General features: G+C 70.9%; 11 protein-coding genes. 1 reads left to right on the top strand and 10 read right to left on the bottom strand.

The features are described 5' to 3' along the window. Positions 1-158: 158 nt before the first annotated feature. The 9 genes from AB0C28_RS32965 to AB0C28_RS33005 form a co-directional block, all read right to left on the bottom strand. A complete protein-coding gene (locus tag AB0C28_RS32965; protein ID WP_357853581.1) occupies positions 159-956 on the bottom strand; it encodes a helix-turn-helix transcriptional regulator in 798 nt (265 codons plus the stop codon). A 403-nt stretch (positions 957-1,359) separates the two neighbouring features. Next, positions 1,360-2,589, bottom strand: coding sequence for a SpoIIE family protein phosphatase (locus AB0C28_RS32970; protein WP_357853584.1), 1,230 nt, complete (start codon positions 2,587-2,589; stop codon positions 1,360-1,362). Further along, on the bottom strand, positions 2,564-3,013 hold the full coding sequence (locus tag AB0C28_RS32975; protein ID WP_357854495.1) for an ATP-binding protein: 450 nt from the start codon (positions 3,011-3,013) through the stop codon (positions 2,564-2,566). Before AB0C28_RS32975 ends, AB0C28_RS32970 begins: the two co-directional genes overlap by 26 nt. Next, positions 3,013-3,318, bottom strand: a complete 306-nt coding sequence (locus tag AB0C28_RS32980) for an anti-sigma factor antagonist (protein ID WP_106249939.1) — start codon at positions 3,316-3,318, stop codon at positions 3,013-3,015. The genes AB0C28_RS32975 and AB0C28_RS32980 overlap by 1 nt, the downstream gene beginning before the upstream one ends. 20 nt (positions 3,319-3,338) lie before the next feature. Further along, the gene (locus AB0C28_RS32985; RefSeq protein WP_357853588.1) at positions 3,339-5,354 is read right to left on the bottom strand and encodes an alpha-amylase family glycosyl hydrolase; all 2,016 of its coding nucleotides are present in this window, start codon (positions 5,352-5,354) and stop codon (positions 3,339-3,341) included. Then, positions 5,351-5,692, bottom strand: a complete 342-nt coding sequence (locus AB0C28_RS32990; RefSeq protein ID WP_346113939.1) for an STAS domain-containing protein — start codon at positions 5,690-5,692, stop codon at positions 5,351-5,353. The genes AB0C28_RS32985 and AB0C28_RS32990 overlap by 4 nt, the downstream gene beginning before the upstream one ends. A gap of 1 nt (position 5,693) precedes the next feature. Next, positions 5,694-8,087, bottom strand: coding sequence for an AGE family epimerase/isomerase (locus AB0C28_RS32995; protein WP_357853591.1), 2,394 nt, complete (start codon positions 8,085-8,087; stop codon positions 5,694-5,696). Between the two features lie 10 nt (positions 8,088-8,097). Then, a complete protein-coding gene (locus AB0C28_RS33000; RefSeq protein ID WP_357853594.1) occupies positions 8,098-9,687 on the bottom strand; it encodes a thiamine pyrophosphate-binding protein in 1,590 nt (529 codons plus the stop codon). Between the two features lie 4 nt (positions 9,688-9,691). Further along, positions 9,692-10,516 carry a type 1 glutamine amidotransferase domain-containing protein gene (locus AB0C28_RS33005; RefSeq protein ID WP_358079917.1) on the bottom strand — a complete coding sequence of 275 codons (825 nt, stop codon included), beginning with the start codon at positions 10,514-10,516 and terminating at the stop codon, positions 9,692-9,694. Between the two features lie 153 nt (positions 10,517-10,669). On the opposite strand from AB0C28_RS33005, the gene AB0C28_RS33010 reads away from it, so the two are divergent. Then, complete coding sequence (locus AB0C28_RS33010) at positions 10,670-12,298, top strand: FAD-dependent oxidoreductase (protein ID WP_357853600.1); 1,629 nt, start codon at positions 10,670-10,672, stop codon at positions 12,296-12,298. Here the strand turns inward: AB0C28_RS33010 and AB0C28_RS33015 are convergent. Continuing rightward, the gene (locus tag AB0C28_RS33015; RefSeq protein ID WP_358079918.1) at positions 12,283-13,707 is read right to left on the bottom strand and encodes an ATP-binding protein; all 1,425 of its coding nucleotides are present in this window, start codon (positions 13,705-13,707) and stop codon (positions 12,283-12,285) included. The genes AB0C28_RS33010 and AB0C28_RS33015 overlap by 16 nt on opposite strands. Between the last annotated feature and the right edge of the window lie 78 nt (positions 13,708-13,785).

A 13,785-nucleotide genomic window follows, 5' to 3' on the forward strand; every position in this document is an offset into this window, starting at 1 on the left:
ATCTGCGCGCGAGACCATCGGAGAATTACCGGCGACGCCCCCGCGCACCCCTGTTGGTCGGGTGTTCACGACATCACCTAAGGTCGGAGCGAGCACCCTTTTTGTCAATTATGAAATAACGCAATGCCGGGTCCTGGACCCGGTTATTCACGTGCCGTTCACAGCGGGCAATGGACGACGAGCCCCACGAGCGGGTCGTCAGGGGTGATCATCAGGGCCATGCGCAGGGTCTGCTCGCCCAGGCGGGGGTGGCGGAAGCGCCGGGTGAGGCTGCGGTGCTCCTGCACGTCGTGCTTGCGCCACAGGCCGGCGAACAGGGGGCTGAGCCGGGCGAATTCGGCGATCTTCTGGGTGACCCGCTCGTCGTGCGGCCATTTGGCCAGCTCGGAGCGCCATCGGGCGATGATGTCGCGGGTGTCGCTCTCCCAGTCGGGCAGCCGTTCCTTGGCCAGCGGGGAGCACAACATCCAGTGCAGCATGTTGCGGTGGCCGGGTGGCAGGCGGGACCAGTCGTCGTACCACTCGGCCGCGGCCTCGTTCCAGGCGAGCAGGTCGCAGTAGATGTCGGTGGCGTAGACCGGATATTCGCTGTGGCCCATCAGCTCGACGACCAGGTCCATCACCCCACCGGTCCAGCCCTGCCCCGCGAGCGGCTGCGGGTTGGTGACCTGGCCGTGGACCAGGGTGTGCATGTAGCGGCGCTCGTCCTCGGTGAGGTCGAGCACCCGCGCCAGGCTGTCGAGCACCTGGACCGAGGGTTTGATGTCCCTGCCCTGTTCGAGGTAGGTGTACCAGGTCGGGCTGAGGCCGGCCAGCACGGCCACCTCCTCCCTGCGCAGCCCCTTCGTCCGGCGCGACGTGCCCGCCGGCAGTCCCACCTGCTCCGGCATGACCCGGGCGCGCCGGCTCTTCAGGAATCGGGCGAGCTCCTGCCGGCTCCAGACGTCCCCTGACACGTAACCCCCGTACGACCCCCTGGGCATCACTGATCGAGTCCGCCCCAGAGTCTAGGAGCCGTACGGGCGATTTGTCACCGTCGCCGCATTTGTTATTCGGGCACGATCTGACTTGATTCGGAAAACGTGAATTCGGCGTGCCTTAACCGCATATTGACATCATCTCCGCGTGACGACGGCATTTCGCCCGCCACCGGTTCGAGGAGGCGATGATTCGGTCGCGATTCCGGGCCGGCCAGTCAAGGCCCCATGACCGGACGTTCACCGGACGTTCCGCGAATGTCCGGTCGAATCGGGCGGCCCAATCACAGCGGCCCAGTCACAGCGGCCCAGTCACAGCGGCCCGGTCACAGCGGCCCGATCACAGCGGCCCGGTCACAGCGGCCCGATCACAGCGGCCCGGTCACAGGGGCGTCCTGCGTAACGCCAGCGTGGTGATGTCGTCGGACTGCTCGGCCGTCCCCACGAAGTGGCGTACGGCGCTGTCCACCGCCTCCAGCAGATCCCCCGCGCCCGCGCCCGGCCTGGCCAGCACCTCCTGCAGCCGGGCGGTGCCGTACAGGCCGTGGTCGGCGTTCCTGGCCTCGACAACGCCGTCGGTGTAGGTGAAGAGCGCGTCGCCGGGCGCGAGCCGCACGTGCCCCAGCGTGTACGAGCTGTCCGGCAGGATCCCCACGGCCGGCCCCGTCGGCGGGAGCAGGCTCTGCCGCCCGTCGGCGCGGACCATGACGGGCGGATTGTGCCCGCCGTTGATGTAGACCAGGTCCCCCGTCCACGGGTCGAGCACGCCGAAGAACATCGTGGCGAAGTAGCCCTGTTTCAGATGGTTGCGGGCCATGTACCGGTTGGTCCCGACCACCGCCTGCACCAGCGGCCCCGCCCCCAGCGACAGCAGCGGCAGCGGCGTCTCGTACGAGGCGCCGCCGACGACGGCACCGAGGTCGTCGCCGGAGAGCTGCACCAGCCCCGTGTGCTCGGCGGTGTGCCGCAGCAGGGTCCTGATCAGCGCCATGAACAGCGCCGCGCCCACGCCCTTGTCGCACACGTCGGCCACCACGAACGCCAGCCGGCGCCCGTTGACCAGGGTGAACACGTCGTAGAAGTCCCCGGCCACCTGCCTGGCGGGCCGGAAGCTGGCCGCGATCTCCCAGCCGTCCAGCTCCGGCATCGACTCGGGCAGGAACCCGGCCTGGATCTCACGCGCGATGCTCAGCTCGCGCTCGTACTCGCGCAGGCTGGCCAGCGCGGCCATCTCCTCCACGGTGCTGCTGAGCTGCCAGCGCTCGAAGCAGGAGTTGACCCGGCTGCGCAGCAGGCTGGGCAGGAACGGCCGGGTGACGTAGTCGAACCCGCCGCGCACGCACTCCTCCAGCGCCCCGATGTCGTCGTCGGGGAAGGCCACCACGGTGGGCGTGCGCCCGTCGACCACGAAGCGCTGGCACAGCAGCGCCACCCGCTGCAGCCCGAGCGCGGCCGAGACGAGCAGCAGGTCGGGATTGGGCCGGTTCCGCATCAGGTCGTCGGGCACGGCGTGCTCGACCTCGAAGCCCTCCAGACGCAGCGCCCCGTCGAGCTCCAGCACGGCCGTGGAGCCGGTGTTGCCCGGCTCAGCGACGACCAGGGCCGTCGGCATCGGTTCCTCCTCGCAGTCGCATGATCAACGTGTTGCGGTTGCGGCCGCCGGCGAACTCGTAGTGGAACTCATCGACCTTGCCCATGGCCAGGAGCAGGCCGTAGCCGCCTTCGTCGCGCTGGTGCGGCGGCACCGACAGGCGCGGCTCCGGGTCGTAGCCTCCGGGGTCGAACGGCGGCGCGTCGTCCTCGATGCGGACCCGCACCTCGTCCTGGTCGACCTCGCCCGCGACGTCCACCACGCCCGCCGCTCCCCGGTAGCCGTGCTGGACGATGTTCGTGGTGATCTCGTCGGTGGCCAGCCGCAGCCAGTAGGTCTGGCGGGGATCGAGCCCCGCCTCCCCCGCCAGCACCTCCACGAAGTCGGCCACCACACCCGCCATGGACGCGTGCTGGCCGTCAATCCTGAGCCGGCAGGCGAGCATCACCGCATCATGATGCTGCGGTCGAAGCCGGTGAGCCGGATGGTCTCGGCGACCTCCGGCTGCGTGCCCACCAGGGTGATCTCCGAGCCGCGCGGCAACTTCTGGTGCGCGAACACCAGGCAGCGCACGCCCGCGGACGACATGTACGTCAGCTCGTCGAGGAGCAGGACCAGCTTGGCCACCTGGCGGCCCACGGCCTGGCTGACCAGGTCGTTGAGCTCGGGCGCCGAGCGGCCGTCCAGTTCGCCGGCCAGCCGGATCGTGGCGGTGTCGCCTTCCACGTTCATGTTGATCTTGAAACTCATGACGGTTCCTCTTCCTCCAACTAGTGCGTGACCAGGATCGCGACGCTTCTGGGGCCGATCACGAACCGCGTCTGGTCGGCCAGGGGCGGCTCGTGCCCCGGCTCGTGGGCGTCGTCGGGCGGCGCGGCGGCGGTGTCGGCGAACAGGTGCCAGGTCAGGCCGCGCGGCGGTGCCGGCAGTTCGAGGGCGTGCGCCTCCCAGTGGGAGTTGGCGGCCACGTACACGCAGTCGTCGCCGCCTCCGTCGAACATGGCGATCAGCACCCGGCAGTGCGCCGACCAGTCAGGCGACCACGCGCGCACCCCGTGCCAGTGCACCGAGCCGGGCGAGCCGCCCCGCAGCACCGGATGGGCGCGCCGGAAGGCGATGGCGCGCCGGGTGAAGCGGAACAGGTCGGCGTTCTGCTCGCGCAGCCCCCAGTCGAGCCAGGTCAGCGGCCCGTCGTGGCAGTAGGCGTTGTTGTTGCCGAGCTGCGTGCGGCCGATCTCGTCGCCGGCCAGCAGCATCGGCACGCCCCTGCTGGCCAGCAGGATCAGCAGCGCGTTCCTGGTCAGGCGGGCGCGGGTGGCCAGCACGGCCGGGTCGTCGGTCTCGCCCTCGTGCCCGCAGTTCCACGAGTGGTTGGCGTCGTCGCCGTCCCTGTTGCCCTCGCCGTTGGCGTCGTTGTGCTTGTGGTCATAGGAGACCAGGTCACGCAGGGTGAAGCCGTCGTGCGAGGTGACGAAGTTGACCGTGGCCGCGGTCCCCCTGCGGCTGTAGAGGTCGGGCGAGCCGACCATCCGGGTGGCCAGCTCGCCGGTGACGCCGAGGTCGCCCTTGATGTACTTGCGGATGGTGTCGCGGTAGCGGCCGTTCCACTCCGACCACCTGCTGTAGTCGGGGAAGCTGCCCACCTGATAGAGCCCGGCGGCGTCCCACGCCTCGGCGATCAGCTTGCAGTCGCGCAGGATCGGGTCGTAGGCCAGCGACTCCAGCAGCGGCGGGTTGTGCAGCAGCTCGCCGTCGGGGCCGCGGCCGAGGATCGCGGCCAGGTCAAATCTGAACCCGTCCACGTGGAACTCACTGGCCCAGTAACGCAGGCAGTCGAGCACGAACCCGCGCACGACCGGATGGTTGCAGTTGAGCGTGTTTCCGGTGCCGCTGAAGTTGTAGTAGTGCCGGTCGGGCGTGAGCATGTAGTACGTGACGTTGTCCAGGCCCTTGAAGCTGATCGAAGGACCGCGTTCGTCGCCTTCGGCGGTGTGGTTGAACACCACGTCCAGCAGCACCTCGATGCCGGCCCTGTGCAGCTCCTTCACCAGGTGCTTGAACTCGTCCACCTGCATGTGCTCGCGCCCGGTCATCGCGTACGACGCCTTCGGGGCGAAGAACCCGATCGGGCTGTAGCCCCAGTAGTTCACACCGGTGAAGATGTTGTCGCTCTCGTCGAACTCGAAGACCGGCATCAGCTCCACGCAGTTGACCCCCAGCTCCCGCAGATAGGGGATCTTCTCCACGAGCCCGGCGTAGGTGCCCGGCGCCGACACCCCCGAGGAGGGGTGCCGGGTGAAGCCGCGCACGTGCAGCTCGTAGATCACCAGGTCCTCGTGCGGCAGGCGCGGCGGGCGGTCGTCCTCCCAGTCGAAGTCGTCGAGGGCGACGCGGGAGCGGTGCCGGTAAGGGCCCGCGCCGGTCAGCATCCGCGCGTACGGGTCGCTGAGCACCTTCGTGGCGTCGAACCTGTGGCCGAGCCAGGGCTGGTGCGGGCCGTCCACGCGGTAGCCGTACTCGAGGTTCTCCACGTCGAGGTCGAAGACGGTCATCGCGTAGACGCTCCCCACCCGGAACGTCTCGGGGAAGGGCAGCTCGGCCATGGGCTCGGCCTCGCCCGAGCGGTACAGCACGAGCGTCACGGAGGTGGCGTGGTTGGAGAAGACGGAGAAGTTGACGCCTCCGGGCACCCGCGTGGCGCCGAACGGCAGCGACCGCCCCGCGCGGACGGGAAACCCGGAGATCCGCTGCGTGGGGTAGGCGTCGATCGGCTCCAGGGTCGTCATACCGTCAACGCCTCCACACCCTCGTCGACGGACTCCACCACGGTGAAGAAGCCGAGGAAGCCCGTCGCGTCCATGATCGCGCGTACGTCGGGGGTGAGCCCGGTGAGCGCGAGGCGCAGCGAGCCGCTCTGCGCGTGCCGGTAGATCAGCAGCAGCACCCGCAGGCCCGCGCTGGACATGTAGACCGTGCCGCTCAGGTCGAGCACGACCTGGCCCTCGCCGGGCAGCAGCGCCCGCAGGTCCTGCTGGACGCGCGGCGCGGTCTCGCTGTCGAGGCGGCCGTCCAGGGTGACGACCGTGACCCCGTTCCTGATCTGGTGCCGCAGTTGCATGCTCATGTCAGTCCTCCACCGGCGCGAGATGCGCGCGCACCGTCACCGGTGCCGCGGAGTCGGGCAGTTTGACGGTCATCGCCGCCGCGTCGAACAGCTGGTACGGCGTGCCGTCCACCTCCACCCAGTCCAGCCGGACCCGGCCGGGCGGCAGCGCGTCGGGCGCCACCCGCAGGACCCGGTCGGTGAACCCGTCGGGCCGCGGGCGGAAGTGCAGCGTCAGCGGCTTCCTGTCCAGCAGCAGCCGCTGGTAGACGGTGGCCAGGAAGCACAGCTCGGCGGCGTGGCACATGCTCATCGAGTGACTGCCCTTGAACCGCTCGGTGCCGAGCAGGTACGGGTGGCCGTCGGCGAGCACGTTGAAGTAGACGCCGCCCTCGTCGTGGTCGAGGAAGAAGGCGTTGTAGAAGGCGGCCGACTCGCGCGCCCGGCGCCGGAACTCCTCCCCGCCGGCCGTCCCGGCCAGGATCTGGTAGGCGAGGATGGCCTGCTCCTGCTGCCACCAGGCCTTCCTGTCGTGCCAGACGAAGCGGTGGATGTGCTCGCCGGGGCCGAGTTTGCGTTCGACCACGTCGTACCAGCCGCCGCGCTGCGGGTCGCTGCCGAAGGGCGGCATCTTCTCGCCGATCTCGACGGCCAGCTCGCGGTAGCGCTCCTTGGGCCTGATGGACATCATCCGCATCAGGTTCCAGGCGATCTTGAGGTTGTGGCCGACGACCGCGCGGTCCTGCTGCCAGTGCCAGGCGGTGTCCGGCGTCCAGTCGGCGTGGAAGCGTTCCTGCACGTACGGGCTGTCCTTGCGCGGCATGTGCTCGGCGATCAGGTCGAACGTCTCCTCCAGCATGTCGGCGTGCCGCTCGTCGCCGGTGGCCAGCAGCAGGTTGATCAGGTACGCGGGCGCGTGGTCGCCGACGGAGTTCCAGTTCTTCCTGGACCGGTTGGGGCCCAGGGACTCGTGGTGCGGGCTGAGCAGGATCGGGTCGATGTGGGAGTAGTAGCCGCCCAGCTCGGGATCGTGGAAGAAGCGCCGGAACAGGCGCAGGGTGCCGTCGATGTCGGACGCGATGCGCGGGTCGCCGGTCAGCCGGTAGAGCTGGGTGGGGCCGGCCAGGGCGTAGATCTGCTCGTACATCGGGATGGCGTCGTAGTCGTCGCCGAACTCGGAGGTGAACAGCTTGCGCTCGGCCCCGTCGCGCACCTCGACGCCGTGGTACCAGTAGACGACGTCCTCGTCGCGGTCCACGAAGCGCATGTGGTCGCGCAGGTAGGCGGCACCCTGCTCGGCGACGTCCAGGAAGTCCTCCTCGCCGGTCAGCATGTACGCTGACGACATGCCGTAGACCATGCGGGAGATCGTGTCGGTCTCCTGCACGACCTGCTCGCCCTTGTCGCCGCCGAGCCGCAGCTGCGTCCGGTAGGCGGCGTAGTCGATCGGGCCGTCGCCGAACTGGGCCTTGCGGTAGAACCGGCCCAGCTCGCGGATCTGGCGCACCCACCAGTCGGGCTGCTCGAAGGTGTACTGTCCCGGCTGCTTGCCGAGGAAGGTCAGCGCCTTGGCCTCGACGGTGTACGCGCCGCCCTCGGGATAGAAGATGCCGTGCGCGAACACGTAGCCGCCCGGGGTGAGCAGCTGGTCGAGGTGGCCGGAGGCGTCGAGATAGGGCTCGGACAGGTTGCGCAGGAACTGGGCGGAGGTGGTGCCGGTGAGCCGGACCTTGACCGCGCGGCCGTCGTTGGTGCGCAGGCCGATCACGCCGTCCGCGAAGCTGGTCACGTATCCGGCCACCAGGTCGGAGAAGGTGAAGTCGGGCCGGTAGGCGCGCTCGGCGGTGGTGTCGGCGGCGACCAGGTCGATGATCATGCGGGCGAACTCGGCGCAGTGGCCGGCGGTGCGGCCGGTGACCAGGTCACGGTCCACCACCACGTCCTGGTCGGTGTAGAGCGCCCCCATGTTGCGGGCGTCGCCGACCAGGTTGTTGTGGCAGGTGACGCGGCGGCCCTTGACCACCTCGGCGATGGGGGCCGCCAGCCACAGGCCGTGGCAGATGATGCCCTTGACGATGCGGCGGTCCGCGAAGGCCGCCTTGAGCAGGCGTACCGCGGGGGCGAGCTCGTGCACGTCCTCGGTGTAGCGCAACCGGTCCGACACCATGCCCGACGGCACGATCAGCACGTCGATGCCGGACAGGTCGGCACGTTCCAGGTCTCCCGTCACGGTGAACGGCTCCTGGAACTCGTGCCCGTGGAAGGTGAGGGCGTCCTGGCCCCACAACCGGGTGAGGAACTCCACCCGCGCGCCCTCCTCGGTGAAGCGCCGCTCGTAGTAGTGCAACTCCTGCTCGACGAAGTCGCTCTCCATCAGGATCGCGACGGTGCGGCCCGCCAGTCGCTTCTCACTCACGGTGTCCCTCTCACGTCGTCATCAAATGCACCAGAAACGGCCCCGGCTCGGTCAGCATGCGCCCGACGGCGGACTCCACCTGGGCGGGTTTGCTCACCTTGATGCCGGGGACCCCGAGGCTCCTGGCCAGCCGGACGAAGTCGATCTCCGGGTGGGCCAGGTCGAAGCCTTCGGGGTGGGGATGCGAGGCGATGCCGCGCTCGCGCCAGTACTGCTCCAAGTTGTCGTCGAGAAGCTGGTAGCGGCGGTTGTCGCAGATCACGAACCGGGCGGCGACGCCGTACCTGGCGGCGCTCCACAGGGCCTGGATCGTGTACATGCTGCCGCCGTCGCCGGTGAAGCCCACCACCTCGCTGCCGGGGCGGGCCAGCTTGATCCCGATCGCGCCGGGCAGGCCGACCCCGAGCGAGCCGCCCCTGGTCTGGAAGTAGGAGCCGGGCCGGCGCGGGGGGAGGTGCCGCAGCAGGGCGGGCGAGGCGGTCAGCGCCTCGTCGAAGAGCACCAGGTCCGCCGGGGCCCGCCGGGCCAGCTCGGCGGCGAACAGGTCCATCATGCCCGCCCCGTACGGCTCCGCCGCCGCCCGCTCGGGCAGGGGGCGCGCCGGGCCGAGCCGGGCGGCCAGGGCCGCCAGGGTGGGCTTCGGGTCGGCGGCCAGGGCGATCTCGGCGGGGAAGTTCTTGGCGATCTCGTAGTCGTCGAGGTCGATGTGCACGATCCGGCACCCGTCCGCGAAGGGGCTGCGCAGCAGCGGGAACACCTCGGGGAAGAGGTAGGTGCCGACGACCAGCACGGCGTCGGCCTCCGCCACCGCGGCGGCGCTGTGCTCGCCGAACATGTGGCCGAGGTCGCCCCGGTGCAGCGGGTGCGTGGTGTCGATGACCAGCTCGGAGCAGTTCACCGTCCACACCGGGGCGCCCAGCGCCTCGGCCACGGCGGCCAGCTCCGGCTGCGCGCCGGACACCGCGACGCCGTCGCCGGCCAGCACGACCGGGCGCCGGGCCGCGCGCAGCACGGCGGCGGCCCGGTCCAGCTCCTGCGGCACGGGCACCGTCGCCCGGCTGGGGATGGTGCTGGGCAGCGCGGGCTCGTCGGTCTCCGCGTCCAGCACGTCCATGGGCAGCGCCACGAAGACCGGGCCGCGCGGCGGCGTCATCGCCGTCTTGACCGCGCGGCGCAGCACCCGCAGCACCGAGCCGGGATGGGTGACCCTGGTGGCGTACTTGGTCACGGGCGCGGCCATCGCCACCAGGTCCACGGCCATCTGGCCGTCCATCGCCTCGTAGCGCACGCCGGCCTCGCCGGCGATCACGACGAGCGGCGAGTGGCCGCGTTTGGCCTGGTAGAGCATACCGACGGCGTTGCCGAGGCCGACGCCGGTGTGCAGCTGGACCAGCGCGGGGCCGGCCGTCGCCCGGGCGTAGCCGTCGGCGATGCCGAGCGCGGCGGCCTCCTGCAGAGCCAGCACGTACCTGAAGCCCGGCACCTCTTCCAGGACGTCGAGGAAGCCCTGCTCCACGGTCCCGGGGTTGCCGAACATCACGCCGATGCCGTCGGCGGCGAACTGCTCGAAGACGGCCCTCTTGGCCGGGCGGCTGCTCACGGATTCACCAGCCGTAGCGGCGCAGGCCGGTTTCGAGCACCTCGACCAGCTTCTCGCCGGACAGGTACGAGTCCGGCGTGGAGCGCCCCGTGACGAACGGGTAGTCGACGATGACCGAGGTCTCCTGGCCCACGTTGCCGTGGTAGCGGCCGTCCGGCGCGGTGGCGTCGCGCAGGATGTACTCCAGGGGGTACGGCGGCGGCCCCATGTTGAAGTCCACGCCGAGGAACCCCGTGCCGTCCTTGTAGTCGTACTCCTTGCAGTGGCCGGTGACGTGCTTGCCCCGCAGGATGCTCATGCGGTCCTCCCAGTCGCGGGCGAAGGCGAGGCAGGCGATGCCGTAGCACTCGGCCAGGATCGGCTTGCCGGCCCGGACGAAGGCGAGGATGAGGTCGTGCACGCGGCCGTTGTTGGCCAGGTCGACGATCGGCCCGCTGCCGCCCACGAGGACGAGGGCGTCGTAGCGGCCGATGTCGCGGTCCAGCCGGCCGAGCTCGCGGTAGTACGCCTCGACCTTGCGCAGATGGCCGTCCTCGCTGTCGTACGGCCGTTCCGGGATCCATTCGGCCAGGCTGAGCGGGTCGTCGAGCCGGTCGGACTCGTCCACCTGCCGGGCGGCGACGGCCACCTCGGGGGTGGTCACCGAGCGGCCGAGCGGCGGGTCCACGTAGCCGGGGTCGAGGCTGGGCGGCAGGGCCTGGGGCCGCTTGCCGGTGGGAGTGGCGAACACGCTCCGGTAACCCTGCCTGTCGAAGGCGGTCAGCGGCCCGACGAGCTCTTCTCCCCAATATCCGAACTCGGAGAGAATAATAAGAATGGTGCGCGTCATACAGCGAATTGAAACAATCGCCGGGATTCACGGACAAGGCCGGCCCGCCTATTCCGTCAAGTCCGGCAAATGACCTGATACTTCGTCAGGTGTCCCGGGTGCGCTTCCCGAAAAAACGGCAGAATGGTCGTCAGCCGATTCTGGAGGGTCGTGATGCCCGAGCAGCACCGGCCGGTCCTGCTGGCCGTGGACGACGACGACCACGTGCTCCGCGCGGTCCGGCGCGATCTGTCCCACGCCTACCAGGAGCGCTACCGCGTCCTCGCGTCGAGATCGCCGGCCGAGGCCGTGCGCCTGCTCGACACGCTGCTCGACCGCCGCGCGGAGGTGGCGCTGATCCTGTCCGACCAGCGCATGCCCGGGATGACGGGGATCGAGTTCCTGGCCGCCGCGGCCGAGCGCTTCCCCACCGCCCGCCGCGTGCTCCTGACCGCCTACGCCGACACCAGCGTCGCGATCTCCGCGATCAACGAGGTGCGGCTCGACCACTACCTCGTCAAGCCGTGGGAGCCACCTGAGGAGCGGCTCTATCCGGTGCTCGACGAGCTGCTGGCCGACTGGGAGTCCGGCTACGAGCCGCCCTACCAGGGCATTCGCCTGGTCGGTCACCGGTTCGCGCCGGCCACCCACCGGCTGCGCGACCTGCTCACCCGTCATCGCCTGCCGTTCAGGTTCGAGGAGGGGCCGCGCGGCGCGGCCGAGCTGCCCGTGGTGGCGCTGCCCGACGGGCGCTCGCTGGTCCGGCCCGGGCACGCCGAGGTGGTCGAGGCGCTGGGCCTGGCCACGGAGCTGAGCCATCCCCACTACGACGTGGCCATCGTCGGCGGCGGCCCCTCCGGGCTGGCCGCCTCGGTCTACGCCGCCTCCGAGGGCCTGGCCACACTGCTGATCGAGGCGTACGTGCCGGGCGGCCAGGCGGGCACCTCCAGCAGGATCGAGAACTACCTGGGCTTCCCGTCCGGCATCTCCGGAGTAGACCTGACCAGCCGGGCGGTCACGCAGGCCCGCAGGTTCGGCGTGGACGTGCTCGCCCCGGTCGAGGCCGAGCGGCTGAGCCGGGCGGGGCGGGCGTGCGTGCTGCACCTGTCCGACGGCAAGGAGATCACGGCGGCCACCGTACTGCTGTCGACCGGCCTGTCCTACCGCAGCCTCGACGCCGCCGGCGCCGGCCGCTTCGAGGGCGCGGGCATCTACTACGGCGCCACGCTGACGGAGACCGAGTCGTGCGTCGGCAAGCCCGTGTGGATCGTCGGCGGCGCCAACTCCGCCGGTCAGGCCGCGCTGCACTTCGCCAAGCACGCCGGCCACGTCACCATGGTCGTCCGCGCCGCGAGCCTGTCCCAAGGGATGTCGGCCTACCTGGTGGACGAGATCGAGGCGGATCCGGCCATCACGATCATGACGAACACGCGGCTGGCCGGCGCCGAGGGCTCCGACCGGCTGGAGCGCATCGTGCTGCGCGACGGCGTGACCGGCGCGCTCAGCACGCACGAGGCCGAGCACCTGTTCGTCTTCATCGGCGCGAGGCCCAGGACCGAGTGGCTGGACGACATGGTGCGCAGGGACGAGCGCGGCTTCGTGCTGACCGGGCCCGACCTGGGGCCGGTCGCCGAGCTGCCCGCGTGGGACCTGCCGCGTCAGCCGCTGCTGCTGGAGACCAGCGTGCCCGGCGTGTTCGCGGCGGGAGACGCGCGGGCGGGCTCGGTCAAGCGGCTGGCCTCCAGCGTGGGCGAGGGCGCGATGGCGGTCTCCATGATCCACCGCTATCACGCGGAGAGCTGATCGTCCTTCCCATCGGGAAGGCGGCTCAGGGGGAGCCTGACCACGAAGCGGGTCTCCCCCGGGCGGGTGGTGACCTCCATCGTGCCGCCGTGCCGCTGCGCCACGATGTCCATGCTGACGTGCAGGCCGAGCCCGGTGCCCTTGCCCAGCTCCTTGGTGGTGGTGAACGGCTGGAACACCGTGGGCAGCACGTCGCCGGGGATGCCGGGCCCGTCGTCGCGGAACTCCACCACGGCGTGGCCGCCCTCGCGGCGGGTGCTGATCGCCAGCTCGCCCTCGCCGTTCATGGCGTCCACGGCGTTGTCGATGAGGTTCGTCCAGACCTGGTTGAGCTCGCTGGGGAACGCCTTCATGTCGGGCAGGTCGGCGTAGTCGCGGCGCACCCGTACGCCGCGCAGCTTCGGCGCCATGAGCGCGAGCGTGGCCTCCAGCCCCTCGCGCAGGTCCACGTCGCGTTCCGGCGCCCGGTCGAGGTTGGCGTAGGCGGAGGTGCGCCCGACCAGCTCCACCACCCGCCGGCCCGCCTCGGCCGCGTCGCGCGTGAGCGAGGCCGCCCGCAACACCCTGGTCAGGTACGTCAGCGCCGGGCCGAGCGCCTCCGCCCGCAGCCCCGCGGCCAGCTCGTCGAGCCGGGCGGGGCACGCGCCGTGCTCGGCCAGGACGTCGCTCAGGTCGGCGGCCTCGGCGAGCCCGCGCGCCTCCAGCCAGTCGGCCACCTCGTCCGCCGCCTCCGCCTCGGCCAGCGGGTCCAGCGGCACCCTGGGCGTGAGCTCGCCCTGGATGCGGGCGACCAGCCGCCACTCGGTGTCGTCGCAGGCCCGGCCCCACGCGACCGCGGCCTCGGCGAGCCGCGGCGTCAGGTCGCGCAGGTCGCGGGTGGCCCGCATGGCGGCCGCGGCCGGGTTGTTCAGCTCGTGCGCCAGCCCGGCGGCGAGCATGCCGAGCCCTTCCAGCATGCGGCTGCGCCCGGCCTGCCGTTCCATGGCGTTGATCCGCCCGGCCAGCACCGGGAGCAGCACCCTGGACACCGGCGGGCAGCGCTCCAGCATCTCGAAGAAGCCGTCCCTGTCGTAGGCGACGACCCGGGCGGGGCCCACGGCGAGCGCGCTGGCCAGGTACTCGCCGCTGGTGAGCAGCGGCAGCTCGCCGATGAACTGGTGCTCGATGCTGTCGCCGGTGTGCCTGGCCAGCACCTGCTCCCTGCCGCCGACCAGCTTGGTCACCACGATCTGGCCGCCGAGCAGCACGTAGAAGGCGTCGGCAGGCTCGCCCTCGGAGAACAGCGCGTCCCCGTCGGACAGCTCCATGAACCGGCCCGTGCGCGCCACCCAGTCGAGCTGCTCGGCGTTCAGGCCGCGGAACAGCTCGACGCCGCACAGCCGCTCGGTCACCCATGCGGGGACAGGCACAGGTCCTCCGCCTTCCTTCCGTCGCGGCCGCGCAGCAGCCGGTAGGCGTGGGCGGCGGACACCAGCGTGACGTGGTGG

Source organism: Nonomuraea sp. NPDC048892 (assembly GCF_040649735.1).
GTDB lineage: Bacteria > Actinomycetota > Actinomycetes > Streptosporangiales > Streptosporangiaceae > Nonomuraea > Nonomuraea maheshkhaliensis.

Bases quoted from the DNA above. Each gene is read 5' to 3' on its own strand.
- AB0C28_RS32970 (WP_357853584.1), bottom strand. From the start codon at position 2,589: ATGCCGACGGCCCTGGTCGTCGCTGAGCCGGGCAACACCGGCTCCACG.
- AB0C28_RS32975 (WP_357854495.1), bottom strand. From the start codon at position 3,013: ATGCTCGCCTGCCGGCTCAGGATTGACGGCCAGCACGCGTCCATGGCG.
- AB0C28_RS32980 (WP_106249939.1), bottom strand. From the start codon at position 3,318: ATGAGTTTCAAGATCAACATGAACGTGGAAGGCGACACCGCCACGATC.
- AB0C28_RS32985 (WP_357853588.1), bottom strand. From the start codon at position 5,354: ATGACGACCCTGGAGCCGATCGACGCCTACCCCACGCAGCGGATCTCC.
- AB0C28_RS32990 (WP_346113939.1), bottom strand. From the start codon at position 5,692: ATGAGCATGCAACTGCGGCACCAGATCAGGAACGGGGTCACGGTCGTC.
- AB0C28_RS33005 (WP_358079917.1), bottom strand. From the start codon at position 10,516: ATGACGCGCACCATTCTTATTATTCTCTCCGAGTTCGGATATTGGGGA.
- AB0C28_RS33010 (WP_357853600.1), top strand. From the start codon at position 10,670: ATGCCCGAGCAGCACCGGCCGGTCCTGCTGGCCGTGGACGACGACGAC.